The sequence below is a fragment of the Spirosoma liriopis genome (assembly GCF_023196085.1).
Classification (GTDB): domain Bacteria; phylum Bacteroidota; class Bacteroidia; order Cytophagales; family Spirosomataceae; genus Spirosoma; species Spirosoma oryzicola.
This window is the reverse complement of record NZ_JALPRF010000007.1, coordinates 45,375-64,986: the sequence shown is the minus strand read 5'-3', so window position 1 is coordinate 64,986 and position 19,612 is coordinate 45,375. Positions and strand designations below refer to the sequence as shown.

Annotated in this window: 23 protein-coding genes; 10 read left to right on the top strand and 13 right to left on the bottom strand. The window is 48.2% G+C overall.

What is annotated here, in order from left to right; translation table 11 throughout:
- Nucleotides 1-717: 717 nt before the first annotated feature.
- From M0L20_RS25490 to M0L20_RS25480, 3 genes are all read right to left on the bottom strand, one after another.
- Nucleotides 718-1,101: a VOC family protein gene (locus M0L20_RS25490; RefSeq protein ID WP_248479967.1), complete on the bottom strand. Its 384-nt coding sequence runs from the start codon at nucleotides 1,099-1,101 to the stop codon at nucleotides 718-720.
- Nucleotides 1,102-1,141: 40 nt separating this feature from the next.
- A complete protein-coding gene (locus M0L20_RS25485; RefSeq protein WP_248479966.1) occupies nucleotides 1,142-1,933 on the bottom strand; it encodes an AraC family transcriptional regulator in 792 nt (263 codons plus the stop codon).
- Between the two features lie 631 nt (nucleotides 1,934-2,564).
- Nucleotides 2,565-2,900, bottom strand: coding sequence for a winged helix-turn-helix transcriptional regulator (locus M0L20_RS25480; protein WP_248479965.1), 336 nt, complete (start codon nucleotides 2,898-2,900; stop codon nucleotides 2,565-2,567).
- Between the two features lie 111 nt (nucleotides 2,901-3,011).
- Between M0L20_RS25480 and M0L20_RS25475 the strand changes: the two genes are divergently transcribed.
- Complete coding sequence (locus tag M0L20_RS25475; protein WP_248479964.1) at nucleotides 3,012-3,764, top strand: SDR family oxidoreductase; 753 nt, start codon at nucleotides 3,012-3,014, stop codon at nucleotides 3,762-3,764.
- 370 nt (nucleotides 3,765-4,134) lie between these two features.
- Here the strand turns inward: M0L20_RS25475 and M0L20_RS25470 are convergent, their stop codons facing one another.
- Nucleotides 4,135-4,683 carry a nuclear transport factor 2 family protein gene (locus M0L20_RS25470; RefSeq protein ID WP_248479963.1) on the bottom strand — a complete coding sequence of 183 codons (549 nt, stop codon included), beginning with the start codon at nucleotides 4,681-4,683 and terminating at the stop codon, nucleotides 4,135-4,137.
- Nucleotides 4,684-4,828: 145 nt separating this feature from the next.
- Here M0L20_RS25470 and M0L20_RS25465 point away from each other — a divergent pair, with 145 nt between their 5' ends.
- Nucleotides 4,829-5,836, top strand: coding sequence for an AraC family transcriptional regulator (locus M0L20_RS25465; RefSeq protein ID WP_248479962.1), 1,008 nt, complete (start codon nucleotides 4,829-4,831; stop codon nucleotides 5,834-5,836).
- Between the two features lie 194 nt (nucleotides 5,837-6,030).
- Here M0L20_RS25465 and M0L20_RS30185 read toward each other — a convergent pair whose 3' ends face one another.
- Nucleotides 6,031-6,315 (bottom strand): recombinase family protein, encoded by a 285-nt coding sequence (locus tag M0L20_RS30185; protein ID WP_354004280.1) that lies wholly within the window; start codon nucleotides 6,313-6,315, stop codon nucleotides 6,031-6,033.
- Nucleotides 6,279-6,557 carry a recombinase family protein gene (locus M0L20_RS30180; protein ID WP_262924019.1) on the bottom strand — a complete coding sequence of 93 codons (279 nt, stop codon included), beginning with the start codon at nucleotides 6,555-6,557 and terminating at the stop codon, nucleotides 6,279-6,281. Before M0L20_RS30180 ends, M0L20_RS30185 begins: the two co-directional genes overlap by 37 nt.
- Before the next feature lie 441 nt (nucleotides 6,558-6,998).
- Between M0L20_RS30180 and M0L20_RS25455 the strand changes: the two genes are divergently transcribed.
- Together M0L20_RS25455 and M0L20_RS25450 are read left to right on the top strand one after the other, a co-directional pair.
- Nucleotides 6,999-7,529 (top strand): MbcA/ParS/Xre antitoxin family protein, encoded by a 531-nt coding sequence (locus M0L20_RS25455; RefSeq protein ID WP_248479961.1) that lies wholly within the window; start codon nucleotides 6,999-7,001, stop codon nucleotides 7,527-7,529.
- Nucleotides 7,530-7,533: 4 nt separating this feature from the next.
- Nucleotides 7,534-8,001 (top strand): RES family NAD+ phosphorylase, encoded by a 468-nt coding sequence (locus M0L20_RS25450; RefSeq protein ID WP_248479960.1) that lies wholly within the window; start codon nucleotides 7,534-7,536, stop codon nucleotides 7,999-8,001.
- A 180-nt stretch (nucleotides 8,002-8,181) separates the two neighbouring features.
- Here M0L20_RS25450 and M0L20_RS25445 read toward each other — a convergent pair whose 3' ends face one another.
- Entirely contained in the window at nucleotides 8,182-9,324 is a 1,143-nt protein-coding gene (locus M0L20_RS25445) for a lycopene cyclase family protein (protein ID WP_248479959.1), read from the bottom strand.
- A 745-nt stretch (nucleotides 9,325-10,069) separates the two neighbouring features.
- On the opposite strand from M0L20_RS25445, the gene M0L20_RS25440 reads away from it, so the two are divergent.
- Together M0L20_RS25440 and M0L20_RS25435 are read left to right on the top strand one after the other, a co-directional pair.
- A complete protein-coding gene (locus M0L20_RS25440; RefSeq protein WP_248479958.1) occupies nucleotides 10,070-10,498 on the top strand; it encodes an Xre family toxin-antitoxin system antitoxin in 429 nt (142 codons plus the stop codon).
- A 3-nt stretch (nucleotides 10,499-10,501) separates the two neighbouring features.
- Complete coding sequence (locus M0L20_RS25435; RefSeq protein WP_248479957.1) at nucleotides 10,502-10,969, top strand: RES family NAD+ phosphorylase; 468 nt, start codon at nucleotides 10,502-10,504, stop codon at nucleotides 10,967-10,969.
- A gap of 149 nt (nucleotides 10,970-11,118) precedes the next feature.
- Here M0L20_RS25435 and M0L20_RS25430 read toward each other — a convergent pair whose 3' ends face one another.
- From M0L20_RS25430 to M0L20_RS25425, 3 genes are all read right to left on the bottom strand, one after another.
- Entirely contained in the window at nucleotides 11,119-11,415 is a 297-nt protein-coding gene (locus M0L20_RS25430; RefSeq protein ID WP_248479956.1) for a YdeI/OmpD-associated family protein, read from the bottom strand.
- Between the two features lie 31 nt (nucleotides 11,416-11,446).
- The gene (locus M0L20_RS30175; protein ID WP_262924018.1) at nucleotides 11,447-11,572 is read right to left on the bottom strand and encodes a hypothetical protein; all 126 of its coding nucleotides are present in this window, start codon (nucleotides 11,570-11,572) and stop codon (nucleotides 11,447-11,449) included.
- A gap of 214 nt (nucleotides 11,573-11,786) precedes the next feature.
- On the bottom strand, nucleotides 11,787-12,830 hold the full coding sequence (locus tag M0L20_RS25425; RefSeq protein WP_248479955.1) for an amidohydrolase family protein: 1,044 nt from the start codon (nucleotides 12,828-12,830) through the stop codon (nucleotides 11,787-11,789).
- 312 nt (nucleotides 12,831-13,142) lie between these two features.
- On the opposite strand from M0L20_RS25425, the gene M0L20_RS25420 reads away from it, so the two are divergent.
- On the top strand, nucleotides 13,143-13,538 hold the full coding sequence (locus tag M0L20_RS25420) for a hypothetical protein (protein ID WP_248479953.1): 396 nt from the start codon (nucleotides 13,143-13,145) through the stop codon (nucleotides 13,536-13,538).
- 22 nt (nucleotides 13,539-13,560) lie between these two features.
- Entirely contained in the window at nucleotides 13,561-14,229 is a 669-nt protein-coding gene (locus M0L20_RS25415; RefSeq protein ID WP_248479951.1) for a DUF5700 domain-containing putative Zn-dependent protease, read from the top strand.
- A gap of 182 nt (nucleotides 14,230-14,411) precedes the next feature.
- Here M0L20_RS25415 and M0L20_RS25410 read toward each other — a convergent pair whose 3' ends face one another.
- Complete coding sequence (locus M0L20_RS25410; protein WP_248479949.1) at nucleotides 14,412-14,762, bottom strand: hypothetical protein; 351 nt, start codon at nucleotides 14,760-14,762, stop codon at nucleotides 14,412-14,414.
- 616 nt (nucleotides 14,763-15,378) lie between these two features.
- Here M0L20_RS25410 and M0L20_RS25405 point away from each other — a divergent pair.
- Entirely contained in the window at nucleotides 15,379-16,461 is a 1,083-nt protein-coding gene (locus M0L20_RS25405) for a PA14 domain-containing protein (protein WP_248479947.1), read from the top strand.
- A gap of 378 nt (nucleotides 16,462-16,839) precedes the next feature.
- Nucleotides 16,840-18,036: a PQQ-dependent sugar dehydrogenase gene (locus M0L20_RS25400; RefSeq protein ID WP_248479945.1), complete on the top strand. Its 1,197-nt coding sequence runs from the start codon at nucleotides 16,840-16,842 to the stop codon at nucleotides 18,034-18,036.
- 743 nt (nucleotides 18,037-18,779) lie between these two features.
- Here the strand turns inward: M0L20_RS25400 and M0L20_RS25395 are convergent.
- Together M0L20_RS25395 and M0L20_RS25390 are read right to left on the bottom strand one after the other, a co-directional pair.
- Nucleotides 18,780-19,268, bottom strand: coding sequence for an SRPBCC family protein (locus M0L20_RS25395; RefSeq protein WP_248479944.1), 489 nt, complete (start codon nucleotides 19,266-19,268; stop codon nucleotides 18,780-18,782).
- Nucleotides 19,265-19,585, bottom strand: coding sequence for an ArsR/SmtB family transcription factor (locus M0L20_RS25390; RefSeq protein ID WP_232563156.1), 321 nt, complete (start codon nucleotides 19,583-19,585; stop codon nucleotides 19,265-19,267). Before M0L20_RS25390 ends, M0L20_RS25395 begins: the two co-directional genes overlap by 4 nt.
- Nucleotides 19,586-19,612 lie beyond the last annotated feature (27 nt).

Here is a 19,612-nt window from a genome sequence, read left to right as displayed (position 1 = left end):
TCCCACTAAGTATCTTGGTAAGAAGATAGGGCCTTAAAGTCTGTTGAACTTCTCTACATTTTGACGTAAATCTAGCCGTTCCGATGAAACAACACTGTATTAATCAGGGAATGCCGACGAATTAATTACTTCGTTTCCCGAGTTTCAATCCGTAAATAGCTATGGGTCAATACGTTAAGCTGGGCCGCTGAGACCTGATTGCTATATATATAAAGTTCTTGTTCTGGCTGATGGTCGCCATCAAAAGTTACGCTTCAGCCATTCGGTTAAACGGGGTATTTCTCCCCGCTGACTGGGGGATTCCCCGTATTTGTAAAGCAAGCAATCCAGCCTGACTAACCAATCCGTATGTTGGGCATCGGATCGGCCAGGGGTGAACCGGGTTAAACATAACGAGATAGACACCATTAGGTAACCGGGCTGATGCGTAATTCCCACTGGCGCTTGCTGGCGGGAGTTTTACTTCCTGCTAATAGCCAATGGGTAGCTTACGGGTATGAGATAAAATGCGATCCTGTAGCGAGCGATACTACGAGCCTATGCTGCGTCTGTCCAGTGGACAAGGCCGTTGGCAGCTTTCCTGATAAAGGGGCAGGAAGCTATCCACCAGGGCATGCCTACCAACATACCACCGGTTGGACAGTTCAGGTATGAACAGCGTGAACGTTAGGTACCCCTCCTTTTCTGCAGCGGCTTTTATTGAACCCGCAACGACTATCAACGCTTAACTTGTGGGGTTTCGATCAGACCCAGTACGTTGCCCGCTGGGTCTTTGAGCGTCGCGGTTTTGATTCCATCGCCCACTTCAGTAATCGGCGTATCAGCCCCAGCGCCTAACGCTAAAAGCCGATCGTAAACCGTCATGATGTTTGTTACGCCCCAATACGTGATGGTGCTGCCTAGTTGCAGGGTGGCGTGTGGATCAAGGCCCAACTCATAGCCACCAACCTGAAAGCCTACGTAGTAAGGCTGGTCAAAGTAAGGACCGTATCCCAACATGGTTGCATACCACGCTTTGAGCGTATCCAGTTCGGGAGCGGCATAAATTACCGTTTGTAAGCCCAGTAAGTTCGAGCCGGATCGTTGGTCAGAAGTTTGCATTGCTTGCGAATCGGTTTGTAATGAAAATGACGCCAATGAATCATGGCGCAAACTTACCAGCGTTCACCTCCTTCGCTTTGTAAAAACCCGACATTATGCGGCCTTGAAAACCAGACGCTACTTCACCCGCATAGTGTTTGAAGGTGCGGGCTAGATGCGCGGAGTCATAATAGCCCATTTGAAAAGCCATCTCGGTCAATGACCAGTCGGGGTGTTGTTTGAGAAGCTGGGTCAACGCCCGGAAACGAACCAGCTCAATCAGAGGTTTAGGGGCCAGTCCCACCCTATGCATAAAGTGGCGTTCCAACTGGCGCTGGGATAAGCAGACCTGGTCAGCTAAGGCACTTACGCTAATTTGTCCTTTTGTCTGGAGAATCGACGAAACCGCAACGGTTACTCGGGGGTCAGGTCTGGCATGGGTAACAAGCTGGTTCAACAGGATTGGCTCCACGGCAGTAATCCATTGCGACAGAGATATATCTGTGTTGACTAGCTCAATTTGGCTCAGCGTGTCGGCTAGCGGACGGTAAACGGCGTCCAACTCAATAACCTGACTAGTCAAAAGATGCTGAGGGACGGGGATAAAATTGGCTAATGCGCCCGGTTTAAAGCGAATGCCAACTAAGGAGTTCGACGTTGGGTAGTGGGAGTCGACATAAGTGGTGATCGTACCCATTAGCTGACAATGACCAGGATCGTGGACTGGTATAACTACATCCTGGCAGGCATCGGGTAAAATGCGGGTAGTTTTACCGGCCTGGGGCTTGACCATCCAGAAGGCATCGATAAATGGTTGTAAGGCCAGATTGGGCTTATACTCCAGGTAGGCCATAGTCGAGCGGTTGATTAGGCAAAAACTAGCAGTCGGTCAGTAGTCGCTAAGGCTTAAGCCAACTCGAACTGTTGCTGAAAGTTGCGGTCCGGAACGGCGATGCATTACCCCCTGTCTAAACAGCGGATGCTCAAACCAGGCATCACGAAGATAGAAACGGACTGGTCTTTGCAAGCGGTAGTAAACAACGCTGGTTGGTTCAAAAAAAGCCTGTGAGCCGGCGCGCTGGATCAGAAACGTGTTGAGTGTCTGTTTGTCGGCACTACTCCGGTAAAAAAGCAAGGCTGAGCCAGTTTAAGTTTACAAGTGGGCATGAAGAGTTGTATAAGTTCGGCTAGTCGCTGACGACCGAACGAACTTAAAAATACAGATGAAAGCGTTGGGAAGCAATACCGCTACCGTCTTTTGTCTAGCCTTCACTTAGACTTTCTACCCTGTATCTGTACAGTGGCTGTTCATTTGTGAACTACTACTGTACAGATACAGGGTAGCGAAAAGATTCAGCACTCAAGTGGTAATAATAACAAGGCCTGGATCGTCACTGATTCGGACCTTGTGATTGAGCATTGAAAGAGCAGTCAGGCGATCAGCCAATTCCTTGTCTCACGGGGGAGCATACTTCTACTCTTCACTACATCGGCATAATGGTTCCCTCATGTGCACTATTCCATTCCATCATACTTCGAAAAATAGGCAGCAACTGCAACCCTTGCTTGGTCAGTGAATATTCAACCCTCGGTGGTAGTTCACTGAATGATTGGCGGGTGACGATGCCATCTTCCTCCAGCTCTTTTAGCTGTTCGGTTAGCACCTTCCTGGTTATCATCGGTATAAAAGCATCCAATTGCCCAAATCGTAATGTCCTTTCATTCAAAATATTAATAATTATAGGCTTCCACTTATTGCCTATTTTACCGACGGCTCTTGTCAGCGAGCATTCTGATTTGCAAAATCGCTCATCTCTCATTCTTGACAGTTTTTAAGTAGTTACCAACAGGTAACTACAATCTTGCTGAATAGTATATAACGGAAACCATCAAAAGTACCTTTGTGATACAATTATAAAACCAAATCACGAATGAGCCAAAAATTAGAAAACAAGGTAGCCGTTATCACCGGTGGTAACAGTGGCATCGGTCTAGCAACGGCCAAACTTTTCTCAAAAGAAGGGGCCAAAGTAGCCATTACAGGCCGTGATGAGAAAACGTTGCAGGAGGCAGCTGCGGAAATTAGTAATAGTGCGCTAGCCATTAAGGTAGACACTCTTGATTTGACTACGCTGGATGAAGCCTACCAACAGATTGAAAACAAATTTGGGAAGATTGATGTGCTGGTTGTCAATGCCGGTATTTTCAAAGGGGCTCCGTTGACTGATTTTACGGAGGAGTTATTTGACGAGATTTCCAACATCAATTTTAAGGGAACTTTCTTTACCATACAAAAGGCACTACCTTATCTCAATGACGGATCTTCAATCGTCATCACCGGTTCTGCTGCCGCGGTAGCCGGTACAGAAAACGCGTCAGCTTACGCTGCCAGCAAAGCAGCTGTTAGAGCGTTAGCTCGTAATTTTTCGGCAGATTTAGTAAGCAGAAAGATCAGAGTGAATGTGCTATCTCCCGGCCACATAGAAACACCCATTCACGGCAGACTAGGCTTATCGGATAAAGAGGTAAAAGGGTTGAGAGCGAAATTGGCAAGCGGAGTACCGATAAAGCGGGTGGGTACGGCTGAAGAGATGGCTAATGGCTACCTGTTTTTAGCCAGCGCTGATTCTTCGTTTATGTTAGGGGCAGAAATCGTAATCGATGGCGGCTGGCAGCAGTTATAATCGACATTTTGACTGCTTAATTATGTCAGAGGTCTTCTAAAAAAAAGAGTTTTTTAAAGCACGCCAGGTCAGCAGTTGCTAACTTGGCGTACTTCTTTCCAATGTCCATCGCTAGGGGTTACAAACCAGCCTAACAAGTAGCGATAGGTTATAGCTTAGGGCAGTTTGACAAACGTACGCCCCCGCAAAGTAGGTTGTAAAATTAATAGCTCGAAATGCCCGTTTTTTTAAGTCGGTCGCTAAACTGGAGATTTCAGTAAAACTGACTACCCCGCAGGGGCAGCCCAAACGGCTTTGCGTAGGGCATTCAAGGAATCCATAAGTGGATCAAGTTAATCGTCAGCAGTTAATCCTACCTGTGAAGGGCTAATTACTTGCCCCAGAATTCGTCTTCCTGTGCGATATCTTCTGAGTAAATCGTGGCGTCGACAATTTTGCCGTTTTCGACTGTGTATACATCAATGTTGTCGACATCCAGTACCCCACCACCCGGCTGTATGGCTTTCCAATGAATCAGGCAGGCTACTTTGTTACCGTTGACGGTCAGTTGCTTGATGTCGGTCAGTTGCAACGTATTGGCCGATGCCTCAACCATGCCGCCTACCATCTGGAAGACTTCCATGTTTGACTGTTTCGCGCCGGAGAAGCGGTTGCTGCCAGGCTGGTTCCAGTTAATAGATGGGTGAATCAATGCGCCTAAAGTAGCTTGGTCACCCTTCTGAACGGCGGTTAAAAATGCGTTGACGGTTTGTGTTGCTTGGTTTTCCATCTCGTTTGGTTTTGCTGGAGTTATGGTTGTTTGACTAGTTCCTGATAGGGCAGTCGTTCTGACTGTTTGTGCCTGGCTTCGGCTACTAAGCGTGATCGACAAGGCTAAGGCCATGCCAATTAAGGAGTGTGTTAGTGGCTGCGTTTTCATGGCGTTCAAGTAGCGTTTGATGATGTGACAAAGGTATTCAGGCCTTTGCGCCTGCTGCTTACCCGATGGCGCCAATCAATTACCACTTTACGCCAGCCTCTGGTGCGGCGACGTAATCAGGCTACCTTGTTCAAAAAATTAGGTCATGAAAGAATATCAGCTACAATTTGTCTACAGCCTGCTGGCCTATGCAGTGCAGAAAGATATATCACCCGAGCGATTGTGTAAGCTGTCGGGGTTGGATTGGGAAGTAATCAGACGGCGGGGTAAAGTGGCGATTACCTCAAAACAGGTGAACGATCTATGGATGAACGCTAGTCACTTAAGTAATCACCCGCTGTTTGGTCTGCATTTAGGCGAGTCGATGCAGTTAGCCGCTTTGGGTATCGTCGGCCAGATCGTTCAAAACAGCCGCACGATGGGCGAAGCCTTGACTCATGCCGCCGAGTTTCTGCATCTGGTTACTGACTTGTTTGCTATGGGTATAAGTCAGGGCAATGAGCAATTTATGGTCCGCTTCATTCCAGATACCGACAAAGCGCAGGACTACCCGTTTGGGTTTCGCCACCTGATTGACTTGTCGTTGGCCTTTGTTATGCACGAGCTTGACGGCTTGGTATTAGCTCGGCTCAAGCCCCAACGAGTCGTTTTACCCTATCCTACTGCCGAGTTAGCGGAGTATGAGCGAGTACTACGTTGTCAACTTATTGAAAAGGCGGATCAATACGTTTTAGCGTTCGATGATCGCTACCAGAACGAACCCATTTTAACCGCTAACTACGAACTGCAAAGCGTACTGCTCCAGCAGGCTAGCGCTATGAGCGAGACCCTTGCCGATCGCCAACCGTTAAAGGAACGTATCTACACGTATCTATTAGCCAACGCATATCTAGGGATACCTACTCTTGAAGGCATTGCCGCTAACTTCAATACCAGTGCTCGTAGTCTACAGCGAAAGCTTCAGGAAGAAGGGGTTACCTATCAACAATTGGCCGACTCTATCCGCAAATCGTTAGCGGTACATTATCTGGAATCGGGTAAGTACCTGATTAAGGAAGTGAGCTATATTCTGGGCTATAGCGAGTTGAGCGCCTTTACGCGGGCGTTTAAACGCTGGACCGGAACGACGCCGGTAAGTTATTTACATGGGTAGAAGGTTGGGACGCTAGGACAGCCCCTATCGGCTTGGGTTGGGTGCATTTAAGAAAGGCATGGCACGGGCCGCCCCGAAAAACCGTCACGACTAGAAAATCAGTTCCTCCGAAATAGAGGGGATCAAACTCACAAAAACGACGAGTAGGGCATGCTTCCCTTGTCCTACTAAATGCCCATTTCATAAAGCAACTATTATTTTACTTCTTGCCAAACTAAGTAGCGGTAAACTGTCGCTCGGCTTAGGCGAAATAACTGACCAATCTCTAAAATCGTATGGGTTTTAAGAGCATGAATAGACTTCACAGCCCGTGCCTTTGTTTGGGCTTCGGCCGAGAGTCCTTTTGGGCGTCCGCCGATACGTCCCGCCGCTAAACCGGCTTTAGTTCGTTCGCGAATCATATCTCGTTCGAACTCAGCCAGCGACGCAAAAAGATTAAACACTAATCGTCCTTGAGCGGTCGTAGTATCAATGGCCACCGTGGCGCGGCATCATTCAAACTACGGAATCCGATTCCTTTAATTTGAAAGTCATTGGTCAATGTAAATAGCTCTTTTAGTGATCTACCTAGCCGATCCAGTTTCCAAACTATAATCGTATCTCCTTCTCGAAGAACCTCTAATAGCTTTTGAAGTTGCGGTCGTATTTTAGCTGAAGAGACCTTGTGGTCCGCCACCGCGGTCCTGAAAGATTTTCTGACAACCTGCTTTTTTGAGGTCATCCAACTGGAGAGCTAGGTTCTGATCTTGACCGGGCCGCCGGGGCGGTAGAAACGCGTGCATATTCAAACAGCATAATAGTACTTCAAAAAGGGTTGATTAATAAATCACAATTTTTTATGAAGATGCAGTAGCCTGATTACGGGTTGCATCTTCATAAAAAAAACCATCTTTTAGCACTACACTCCAGGATTAGATCATAAAAACTTTTTGTCCCAAAGAAGATTCTTTTTTAAGATTGTACTACTGGTAAGTCATTTGAAGGGAAATGCCAGGTGCAGCCTGGCCAAGTTACCTCGCTTGCATTTAGTCTCGTTTGGCAAACGAAGTTAACTTGAAACAGGCAGGTTAACAGGGTAGGCTTGTACGAAGGCCAAGAAACTTTTAGTGCAAATTTACCATTTACATTGTGTAGTTTTGCACTGTACATTCATACCTAGTTTATGCAAGTGGTTCTGCCAATTACCAGCATTATCAGCCAGGCCCGACAAGGCGTCTTGCGCCGACGCGTTGATGAAGTCGCTCGCTTAGTGGGACTTACCGATAAAGAGATGGCCCGTATTCTGAACATGTCCATCAGAGGTCTGCATGGCAAAGCCACGGCGACACGATTGAGTTTGGACGCTAGTGAACGACTCTTGCTGCTGGAGAGACTTATCCAAAGAGGACTTGCCGTCTTTGACGGACGAGCCGACATATTGTCTCGGTGGTTACGCACACCCCTGGTTGAATTGGCCTACCGTCCAGAGACGGACTTGAGCCTTGAGCTAACCGCTCCTAACTCTCTTCGAGATATGGGTAGCTTTACTCAACCCATTGAGCAAGCGACTCAGCCAGCTAACAAGGAAATGCCTTCTACATTGTCTAATGAAGCGGTGGTCGCCCAATCCCCTCTAGCTATGCTGGATACGGTATCGGGATTCTCACTGGCCGAAGATGTACTGGGCCGCATTGAATGGGGCCTGATAGGGTAAGCAAATGGACGTCTACCGTATCAACAAAGAGCCCTATCATCGGGAGCCGTTATCCGTCGTGGGAAGCCACCGACATGGAGGCCGTTGGAATCCCAAAGGGATGGGTATCCTGTACACTAGTCGCACCCCAGAACTAGCCTTGCTGGAAACATTGGTGCATTTACCTCCCTTAACCTTAGGAGAACTACCTCAACTGTGGTTGAGTACCCTACGTTTGCCTATCGAGACTGACAGTATTTTTTGGCTTGAGCCGACCAAGCTACCTAATTATTGGAAGAGTGGTACTTTGGGCGAAACCCAAACAATCCTAACCGAATGGTTGCAAGCCCCTTTTTGTTTAGCTATAGCGGTACCGTCGGTCATCTTGGAAATGTCGTACAATCTCCTGTTGCACCCCCAACATGCTTCCTATGCGGCAGTAGAGGTCGTTGGCCAATCTCCTATACCACTCGAGAGCCGACTGCGTAAATGAGACGTTTTCAAGATCACATGGTGAAAACGAAAAAGGAGCGTTTAAAGAGATAAGATAACTATTAGCTACATGCATAAGCGCACGTTCGCAAACGAATGACCTTGGGTTGACAAACAAATAGCATCCCTATTGCCTAAACAGTACACTATGCCAATACAATGAAGATGAGAATACCATCCTCTAATGAGCAGTAGCTTCTCGCAACGCGGCTAAAATAAAGGTAGGCTTGTCCATCACGTTGGTTAATCGAAATTCTTCCCAAACATTCGTCTCTTCGGACAGAAAGCGGAGAATAAGGGCCGCTGGCAACTGCTTAAACAGATCATTGAAGACTAACCAAGAAGGCCGCTTTTTTTCCTTTAGCACGCGCAGAAAGATGCGGTCATACAGCGCGAAGCGATTTAACTTGAATCGCTCTGCGCTGGTAGGTGACTGGCCAAATGCCAACCGCCTGGCGATTGCTTGACACTGCTTTTGAATAAAGCTGAAGGTATACCCCGTTGAGGCTTTGGTGGCTCCACCGGCCGTGCCAATGTTAACAATGGCTCCTTCACCCACTGGAAAAGCAGCGTTGGTCATGGGAATCACACCCGACTCGACGTGAGATATCCGATAGTCATTAAGCCCTAAATAAGTTCGAATATACCCATCAAGAGCTCGATCATACTGGGCGGATTCCAACATAGTGGTTGAGAATCCGGTATACTCGACCAAGGCCCGGTAGGGGCTGGTTGGTAGCACATAGACAAACCGACAATCCTGGTCTTGCTCGACTCGGAAATCCATCAACACGGGCTTCTCCACATCAAAAGTTGGTTGATCGGTCTCAATGAAATAGCCTCGGAAGTGTTGCAATAAGTAGTGGGTGTGGGTTGATTGAGCCGGATTTCGAAAGACGCTGTTGAACACATAGGTTGCTTTATAACTGTCTTTTGTTCCGACCACTGAGCCGTTAGGGTGTATGGATGTAATCTGGTCTTGCTTGAAAACTACCTTAGGATGGTGCTCAATGAGTTGAAAACAATGCTGGTAGAAGGCGATGCTTGTCAACATTTTGTACTTATAGGGGCCGATGTCAACTTGCTCCGAAAAATCAGGCGAATGAAACATTAGTTTTTCCCATTGGCTTTCTAGGCATGATTCAAACGGACCCTGCTCTTGCTGCCAGAAGCACCAAGTTCGATCATTGGTTTTTTTTAAGTCACTATCAATCAATAGAATACTCTTTTGGGCAAGATTCTCTTCCGCAAGGAGGTAACACAGCAGGCTTAGACCCGCAGCGCCCGCGCCAGCAATTATGTAATCGTAATTTGATTGATCCATGTTAATGCAATTATACTCATTGGCAGTGGTACAACTAAAGTTACGCCCAAAGAGCCTGATCTCTATTTTTATTTATTCAACTTGTCAAGGGCGTCTTTTAAGCGCCCTTTTTATGAAGCAACCGTTATTTTGCTTCTTGCCAAGCTAAGTAGCGGTACGCCGTTGCTCGGCTGAGATAAAATAACTGACCAATCTCTAAAATCGTATGGGTTTTAAGAGCATGAATAGACTTCATGGCCCGGGCTTTCGCTTGAGCTTCAAGCGTGAGTCCTTTGGGTCGCCCGCCGATACGTCCCCTGGCCCGAGCTGCAGCTAAACCGGCTTTGGTTCGTTCCCGGATCAGATCCCGCCGGGTGGCCGACCGTCCGCGGCTGCGGTGCCATCAAATTTAGCTAATGAAGCAAACAGGTTAAACACCAAGCGACCGTGCGGTGTTGGTATCAATAGCCACCGTGGCGCGGCAATAGCATACTAGTATTTCATTACAGGAAAGGAAGCCAGTCTGAACTAACAGCGGCTAACCATATACTTCGTAAGTGAATTAGCAGGGTAGGGCTGATTGATAAGCCACTACCTTATCTACAGTTTCTCAGGAAGATGCGACTAACAATCCGTCAGTTGCATCTTCCTGAGAAACTCTCATTTTGCTGTACGCTTATTATTACGTGCTATCAGGCTGGCCAAGCAGATGACAAACTTGATTGAGTGAACTTTTATAGTTATCTTAGTGAAAAAATTCATCCTAATGGCCATCACTTTGCCTTTCTTACCGCCTAACCAAGCCCTGTTACCCCGGCTCATGACCGAACAGGAGATCATCGCCCGCAGTCGACAAGGCGTGCTACGAGCGGAAGCCGACCGCGTAGCAAGGTTAGTTGGCTTAACTGACAAAGAAATGGCTATTGCTTTAGGCTTATCAGCTTCATACCTGCATCGACTGAAAGTCGATCAACGCATCAGTCAGGATGCTTCCGAGCGACTGCTGCTGCTAGAGAACTTACTTCTACACATGTTAGATACCTTTGAAGGACGTGCGTCAACTGCCCTCAACTGGATGCGCGCCCCCCTACGTGAACTTGACTACCAAACGCCCCTTCAGACGTTAGATACGGTTACGGGCTATACTTTGGTAGATCGGGTACTGGGCCGAATTGACTATGGCATCTTCGGATAAGCTATGGCCCTTGTTTATCGAGTGGTGCGCCAGAAGTATGCCGCCCAACCCCTAGATGTTACCGGTACCTGGCTCAATGGAGGCCGGTGGAATCCGCCGGGTGTTGGCATTCTCTATACGGCCGAACATCCGGCACTCGCTTTGGTGGAAATCTTAGTGCATATGCCTCAAGTGCCCTATGATGAGTTACCCGCCTATCGGTTGTTGAGTCTGGAGTTACCCATTGACAGTCAGCGAGTATTGGATGCGACTCAACTGCCGCCTTATTGGCAGGAAAACACGTACAATCGGAGTCAGCATCTTGTAGCCGATTGGCTAGCCAAGCCGGATGTGTTAGCCTTAGGTGTACCCTCATCGGTTATGCCCGATGGCATCAACTATTTATTGCATCCGGCCCATAGCAGCTATGGCTCCATACGAGTGATTGACGAGAAGCCACTAGTAATTGACCCTCGCCTTTGGTCGAAATAGGCCAAGGTGACGTGATGTTAATCCACTTCGTCTCACATGCGAGCGAACTGGGAGACGTTTATTTTTTAAAATCCGTCAAATACAATCCGTTATGTGTGTCTCATTGGAGCATATCTTAACGAGTCATCATTAGCCTTTCGAAGGAACTGTCACTTTTTTGCTTCGCCTAAATCCGAGATGGCTTTGTCAACTCGTTTCTGGCGAGTTTCAGCCAATTTTGCGCCGTAAAGTAAGCCCACATACTTATTTTTACCACTGGGGGACAGAAAACCAAAAAAGGCCTTAGCACCTGGATTGGCTTTTAAGGCCTGCTCAAAATCAAGGGGGACAGCCACCACCCGGGGCTGGGAATCTAGACGCACGATCACCCGGATTGGATCGCCCCCTTTTGGGCCAGCACTCTGGCGAACGGCACTACTAACCGGAATCATGTAAACCCCACTCATCACCCCTACAGTAGATGGATAGGTGAAGTGGTTAATGGTTACCAGGACGGAGGGGCTTACCCGCTCCTAGCTGCTGGATAACCTCATCCGGTACTCGGATCGCTGTCTTATTACCCGTTTGAAGTAGAGTGGTGTCGAAGGCTATACTGTTTTCCATGGTAGGGGTCCGGATATAGGTTTAATCCAGCGTTCTTGACAACTAAAACAAACGTAAGCGCTTCGGGAGAGTAGCCATGAGGCAAAGCCGACATCAACAGAGGTATTTGCGACAACTTTGCAGCTCTAGCGCTTCTGCGGCTCATAATAGCCCTCGTCTCACATAGGAGCCTAACTCCCAACGCTCAAGACACGCCACTATTCTTGCCTAGGACCTACTTTCTAATGGCATGGCCGCCGACCACGGATTTCCGGCCATCAAGAGCCGTATCCAGTCGCAAAAACCGAGCGGCATTGTTGTAAAAAATATCTCGCTTCTGAGCCACACTCAGAAAAGGAGCTTGCTCGATCGCCTGGATGCCGACTGCAATCGCCCCGGGCCACACCATCTGATCCGAACCGAACATCACCCGCTTGCCAAAACCCGCATCCATAATCCGTTTTAGGTAGGCATGAAATTCGGCCCGGGGCAAGATATAGCAGATCACCCCCAGATCCACATACGCCTGAGGGTGTGCATATAGGGTGGCCAGCAAATCATCCCCCAGCGGCCAACCCGCATGCGCGATGGCTACCCGTAGTTTCGGATGACGAATCATGGCCTCTTCCGCCGTCAAAGCGCTGTGCAGGCGAGCCCGGTACTTAGGATCCCCGAAATAGGCCACCCCCGGCGGCCCCGTGCCAATGTGTACACTGACCGGGACGTCAAACTCTTCGGCTAGTTTGAGGTAGGGTTCGACCACTGAATCGGACAGGGCGATACCCTGATACTGTAGACATAGCTCGCCAAACACCTTGACGGCCCCCGTCTGAAAATAGTGCCGTAGCGAGTCAAGGGTGAGTGCGGGGTCTCCCATGGTAAACAGCACGCCGGGAATGATACGATCCGGAGCTTGTTGTTGCCAGCGTCGTACATAAGCCATCGGCCCGCTGGTCACCCCGATGATGTTATACTTATCAAGTAGCGCAATGGTTTGGTCGCGTAAGGCGTCATCGGAGGGGGCGGAGGTTAAGCAGTTGACACACATCGAGGCTGATTTGAGCAACTGATTGGCGTAGCCCATACCCCCGCCCTGTTTGGGGTCCTGGGCCGACCAATCGCGATAGGGGGCACCAATGGTGACTGGTGGGGGCCCCTGTGCGGTGAAGGGAAAGGCATGTAGATGCATGTCAATGATGGGTAAGCGTTTAAGGCTAGCCTGAGCCCACACCTGAGCTTGGCTCATAATCAGAAAGATCCCTAGGGCAATAAGTCTCATAGAGTAGTGGTCGAATAAATGGCTAGCCAGGTAGAAAACGATTACCGAGTGAGTGGACAATATAGATATGATAAAGTCATCTCTGCCACAGGGTTTTATCTATCGGTAAATTGAGGGCGAAAGCCTGGTGCTCCATACGATATGCTTGCTCAGCTCATTGTACATGCATCGTATTTGTTTTGAAAACGTCTGAAGTACACTGTTTCAAGTCGATCTTTATCTCAGGTGGGAGCATTATTTAAGAATTTCTTTTTGCAATCACTTCGTACTATTTCTGTATCTGTCCTACTTTACCAGTAATACCCAGTACTGATGCAACATAGCCTGACTCACCGTATGTTTAAAAAAGTAGCACTCACACTGATCTTCCTTGTTGTTGCACCGGCTGTTCATTCTCAGCAGTTTAACTTTCAACCTTGCTATGCCTTTTGGAAACTGACCGATCGATTAAGAGAGGGCATAGAGCTAACACCGGAAGACTGGCAACAGTTGAAAGAAACCGACGGATATAAGCGCGTAAACACGACCGCTTGGAATCAATTTATCCAACAAGTTACGTTAGTCTACACCCCTGGAAACCAGGAGCGCATTCAGCAACAGATCAAAACGGATCGTTCGCTACAGCGGATCATCCGCTACGAAAAGGAAGAGCTCAACTTAAAGAACTACATTGCCAGGATTGACCAACTGCATTTGATGGATAGATAGTGCGATGGCCTATACCAAACGAATGCTACCCCAAAAATGGAAGAACTGCTTCCCGGCTCCCAGGGTCGATTTTATCTTATACAATTACGATGGCAGTGCCCGTGAATACGGTATCACAATGGACCTATTAATGGCATACGATATGGAGACCTATCGACCTGGTGCGTTTCTGGGTCATGAACTGTTCCATTACGCTCTATTCTACTGTCGCATAAAACTTCGCCATTTCAAATCGGTACCCCAAGACCAGCAGGCGGCTTTCGTGGCGATTAATGGCATTAGTGAGGAGGGAATTGCCGATTTGATTGACAAACCGTTTGTCCTATTTGATAAGCAATCACCTTATCGAGAGAAAGAGGCATTTTTGACTCTTTACGAAACGCAGTCTAGTTCATGTATTGCGAAACTTAATCAAGCCTTTGAGCAATTAGCGGATCGGGCGGGCGAGCCTTTTACAAGTTTTTCATATTGGAACTCAATCGTTCTGGCTACGGGTCATGTGCCTGGGATGTTTATGGGTAGACTGATTCAGCAACAGGGCTTAACCAATGAACTGATTCAGCATATCGAGAACCCGTTTGCGTTCTTTTATCTATATAATAAGGCTGCCCGGAAAAGCCTAATGGGTGCACCAGCATTTTCCGCCAAGGCGCTGCGCTTTCTTAAATCAATGGAGAAAAGGCATTACTAGAGCGAGGAGTAAAATGGGGTTAAGGGTCGAACTCGATACGCTTGATTAGAAGAGCCAAACGGTTTATTCTATGGGCCATTGTCATCATCATTACCCAGTTTAAGTAGTAGATAGCCTAGAGATCATCTAATTTCACTTGGGAGCATTTTCTGAGAACATTCATCTGACGCTGGATGAAGGCATTATTGTTCTTGGATGGAAAGAAGGGATAAGTAATAATTCTTATCACCTGCGACAAAGCCAAGTTGCTTGTCACTCTGGTAATAAGTACCGCTAAAGTTGACTTTCAGACCCGTTTTTTGATAGTTAGAAGCTAAGTTACAAGTGTAACCAAGATCATGGGAATCAAAGCTATTGGGGACCCGAATAAAGTAGCTGCTTTGAGCGGAATCATAGTAAACCACGCCGTTTGCATTTTTAACCTGTTTAACCAACGCTCCTGCATTAGCGCAGCGGGGGGCAAGGGCCTCTTTTGTTTTACAAGAGCCTAGACTCAACAATAAGCTTACAAGTAGGAATAATCTGGCTCTCATATCGTAGTTCTTTGCCTAAATGATTCTCAGTTTACGACAATAGTTGGAATGGAAGTCGATAACCACTCCTTTTACGTGCTGACTTACAAAACCTACTTTATCTCAACTGGGAGCGGTTTGTGAGATATGGCAAACGGGAATATACCGGTAAGACGTCTGTATTCTCATTCCGTACTACCGGCTAAATAGTCATTTAGTTCGTGCCCTCCGCTCAATCAATTACCATCCAGCCATCTTCTCCCTTTTGTCTCTTGACAACCTGTTGACAAATAGCGTTTTGTTAGACACATCCATAACCCCTTCTAAATTCTGATTATATTATTTGTATATATAATTTTCTTATATATTTTTGATTTAAATCTATGCACTCCTTTTCTTCTCACTATGAATTAGTAGATAAGAAATTTTAACAGGAAACTTTGAAAGAGCTTGTGCTGCACTGACTGGCTCAGTTAAAACCAATTTAGGGTTACCAGATTACTCAGGTGGCTGAAGAACGGACTGTGGGCGAGCTAATGCCCACGTTTTGCCAAATGCCCTCTGAAGGTTATCCTAATCCAAAGTATAGACTCATCCAAGTGCAGGTCACTAATCCTATTATTGACGAAGTCCGCTTATGAAACCAATCCTACTTTATGGCCATATACTGCTTTGCCTGCTTGCACAACAGGCTTGGGCTCAGTCAGGACTGAAAGGGGATTACTACATTGGTACGAATTTTGAGCAGAAAGCTTTCTCCCGAATCGATCCAGCGATTAGTTTCAACTGGGACAGACGGAGTCCGGGAAAGGGTCTTTCCCGATCCTATTATTCGATACGCTGGAGGGGCAAACTGTTGGCTCCTGTTACGGGAGAGTATGTGTTTTTTGCCAAAGTGAATGACGGCATCCGGGTTTGGGTCGGCAACAAGCTGGTGCTGGATTCCTGGCAGCTCAACTCCTATAAACATTATACTGGTACCATCGCGCTGAAAGCCGGACAGTACTACGATCTGCGGGTTGATTATTTCAATGCCATCGAATGGGGCGAAATTTACCTCTACTGGAAGCCCCCGCCAACGCCCAACTCCGCCTTAAATCCGTTCGCCGAAAGCGGTGAGCCCATAGCAGCGCAGTATTTTTTTCAGAAAGCTCCGCTTGTTACGGTCGTTCCTAAACTGATTAGTACAGTCATCACCAAGCGATCAGCCGTTATGACAACGATTCCCAAACCAGCACTAACTAGAAAACTAAAAACGGCCAAAACCATCCCGAACCACACAGTAGTACATCCCAAAAGGCTACCCACTACTGACACATTAGCCGCCGTGTTCACGCCCATCCGTCGAGGGGATGCTGCACCGTCACCAGCAATTTCTTCCGGAGTTACCTTTATCTTAAGAACGGTACAGTTTGAGCAGAGCAGTTACGTATTGCTGGCCCAGGCATCGACTGAGTTGAATAACCTAGTTCAATCGATGAAAGCCAACCCACAGTGGCACATCCACGTTACTGGCCACACCGACAATGTGGGTGATCCCCGGCTGAATCTGGCCTTATCTGAGCATCGGGCGAAAGTAGTGGCTGCGTACCTAACACGGCGGGGGATCGCTGAGGAAAGGATTACCACCGAAGGGTTTGGCAGTAAACAGCCTCTTGGCGACAACACGACGGAAGGCGAACGGAGCAAAAACCGTCGCGTAGCGATCACCATTCGTTGATCGCTATTTGCCCTTCTATCCAGCTATACTAACCAGCCTTATTTAATAAGTTCAACGCCTTTTTAAAGGGAAGAAGCAGTTAGTATTGTATGATAAACGTTAATTCACTAGACGCCCAGTTTGAGAGGCAAAATTGGGTTGGCATGGCTAATTGATTAAACCAACTTGACTACGTTTGCACTTTTGCAACTGCACTGGCCGGTATGTCGGAGCGGGCCCAGAGCCACGCCCATTAGACAAAAAGGGGAGGGTAAAGAGAGGTTGGGCAGCTACTACAGCAGCAAAAATTAGTAAAAATCGCCCCAAAACAAGTCGAATTAACAGGTAGTTAGAAGATTGCTTTCAGTGAACAACCTGTTTGCAATACTTAATCACCCTATGAGACAACAAGCCATTTCGTTACTCATCAGCGCAGCCGCTCTGCTGGGTGCGCTGCCATCCAGCGCCCAGAACGATTACCAGAACACCTTGAAAGACGGCTACTCCGTCAATGTGTTCAAGCCCCAGCAGGTTGATGCCACAACCGAGCGCATAGCGCAACTGAAAGCCCCCGCCGGTTTTACCGTCACCACTTTTGCCGAAAAAACGGGCAACCCGCGTATGCTGGTAGTGGCAGCCAACGGCGACGTGTACGTGTCGGACCGCACCAAAGGAACCGTTATGCTGGTGCGTGACGCTAACAAAGACGGCAAGGCTGAACTCGTTAAAGACGTGGCTCAGAAAGCCGACCTGCACGGACTGGCTCTGCGCGACGGTAAGCTGTATATGACCTCCATTCGGGAATTGTACGTAGCCGACATCAAACCCGATGGCTCCCTGAGCGACTTAAAAACCCTTTACAACGATCTGCCCGACGCGGGGCAACATCCCAACCGCACGATCAATTTTAGTCCTGATGGCAAGCTGTACCTGTCGGCGGGTAGCACCTGCAATGCCTGCGACGAGCGCAATAAAGAAGCGGCCACACTCATCCAGATCAATACCGATGGCTCGGGGCGCCGGGTCTATGCCAAAGGCCTTCGCAATACCATCGGGTTTGGCTGGCACCCCGCCACAAAGGCACTGTGGGGATTTGATCACGGCATCGACTGGCTGGGGGACGAGGATCAGCGGGAAGAACTCAACGAAATTAAAGAAGGGGCCGATTACGGCTGGCCTTACGTATATGCCAATGGTAAGCTGCCTCCCCACCCGCAACCAGCCGACGAAACGCCCGAACAGTATGCCGCAAAGACGACGAAGCCTGTTCAGTTGTACGATGCCCACGCTGCTCCTTTGGGCATGGTTTTCAATACAGGCCGCAGTTTCCCGAACCAATACCAGAACGACGCTTTCGTGACCATGCACGGTTCCTGGAACCGGGCCAAACCGTCGGGATACAAAGTGGTGCGCGTGCGTTTCGATGAGCAAGGCCGGGCAACGGGCATCGAAGATTTTGTGACGGGCTGGTTAGTCAACGGCAATAAGGAACAGTTTGGCCGGGTGTGCGGCATTGCGCAGCATACGGATGGGTCGTTGCTGATCACCGACGATGCCAACGGGGTAATTTACCGTGTAGCGTATTCGGGCAAGTAAGATAACGGCTAATGGGGCCGAGACAGCAGCGAAATATCACCCGCTCCGTCGCTATCCCGGCCCCGCTGTCAATAATTCGGACAACGAAGTTCATTTATAGAAAAACCGTATGCCTTTAGCTTTGCTCAGTGCTATTATTCTAAGATACTATTAGTCGGACTTTCATCTTGGATAACTCACAAACGGGAGCGACCGCACTGCCTGGTCAGGCCCTGCAGCGATGCTTTAACTCGTATGTCAGCTAAGACCGCCCGGCGGCCCAGCTATCAATCAATGTAAGCCTCTGGGTAGTCCTTTGAACACAAGACTCAACTAGCAATCAGCGTTTTAGATGATTAATTGACTAGTATTACCTGCAAACATGCAGCCGTATGCTAGGGCTAGTCGTTGACAGCTAGTAAAACTGACCCTCTAATTAAACACCCGGATTATTAGTATATAAGTTGCTCCTTGTCTCATGAGGGAGCGTATTGTGATAGTGAGCAATCGGTGGTTGCTCACTATCAGTTCTCTTTGGACGACCCAAACCCATCGCACAACAATCGGTCCAGCCGCGAGCCGAATAAACGGTGCGTCACCTAGCTAGTGTTGTAGGCGCAAGCACCGGTTTACGGCTTGGCGAGGGTGGAGGTAGTTGAAAGCGGTCTGCTCAATAAACGACGACTACCGAGTAAATATCCAAGCCCAACTCGAGAACTCTCCGACCCCCTTCGCCAAGCCGATGATAGCGATAACCTATTGCTTCACTTTCCCTTCGATAAAGTGACCAGCAACTCCTCCAGGTTTTTCAGATTCATAGCCGTTCCTTCCCGAAAGCCCATGGCAAGCATCTTCTCCATGCGTACAAGCGATTCATTATAAATACGGATCCGTACCGTCGTCTTCCCCGTATGCTCGCTGAAACTTAAATCCCATTCTGAACCAGGCAACTCCGGGTTTTCATCTTTATCGGCAAACGCATTCCATAATGTAAAATTGGTTTTGGGACTAATGGAGGTGTAGCGTTGAATTGACCAATGCTCGTCTCCTTCGGGGCTGACCATGGCATAAAACCGGCGGCCACCCACGATAAAGTCCATAACTTTTGTTTTTGAGATCCAGGGTTTAGGTGCCCACCATTGATCTAAAAGTTCTGGCTTGGTGTAGGCATCCCATACCAAGGACAGCTCGGCATCAAACTCGCGGGAAAAGGTTACTGTTTTTGCGGTTTTGTCAACGGTGAAATCGTTCATTGTCCTTGTTTTTTAAGGGTTGCTAATACGTTGTCAAGTTGATGATAACGGGTTTCCCATAGTTCCCTAAATTGGTTCACCCACTGATCCACCTCTTTTAGTTTTTCCACTTCCAGGGAGTAGTAGATCTCCCGGCCCTGGTGTTGAGGTTTGACCAATTGGCATTCGGTGAGGATGCGCAGGTGTTTGGAAACGGCTTGCCGGGTAGAGTTGAAGTGATCGGCAATGGCGTTGGGCGTCATGGCCTGCAGGGCGATCAGGGTGATGATTGCCCGTCGGGTGGGGTCAGCAATGGCCTGAAAAATATCTCGTCTCATCCTGTTTATATTTTGCTTTGCGAAACC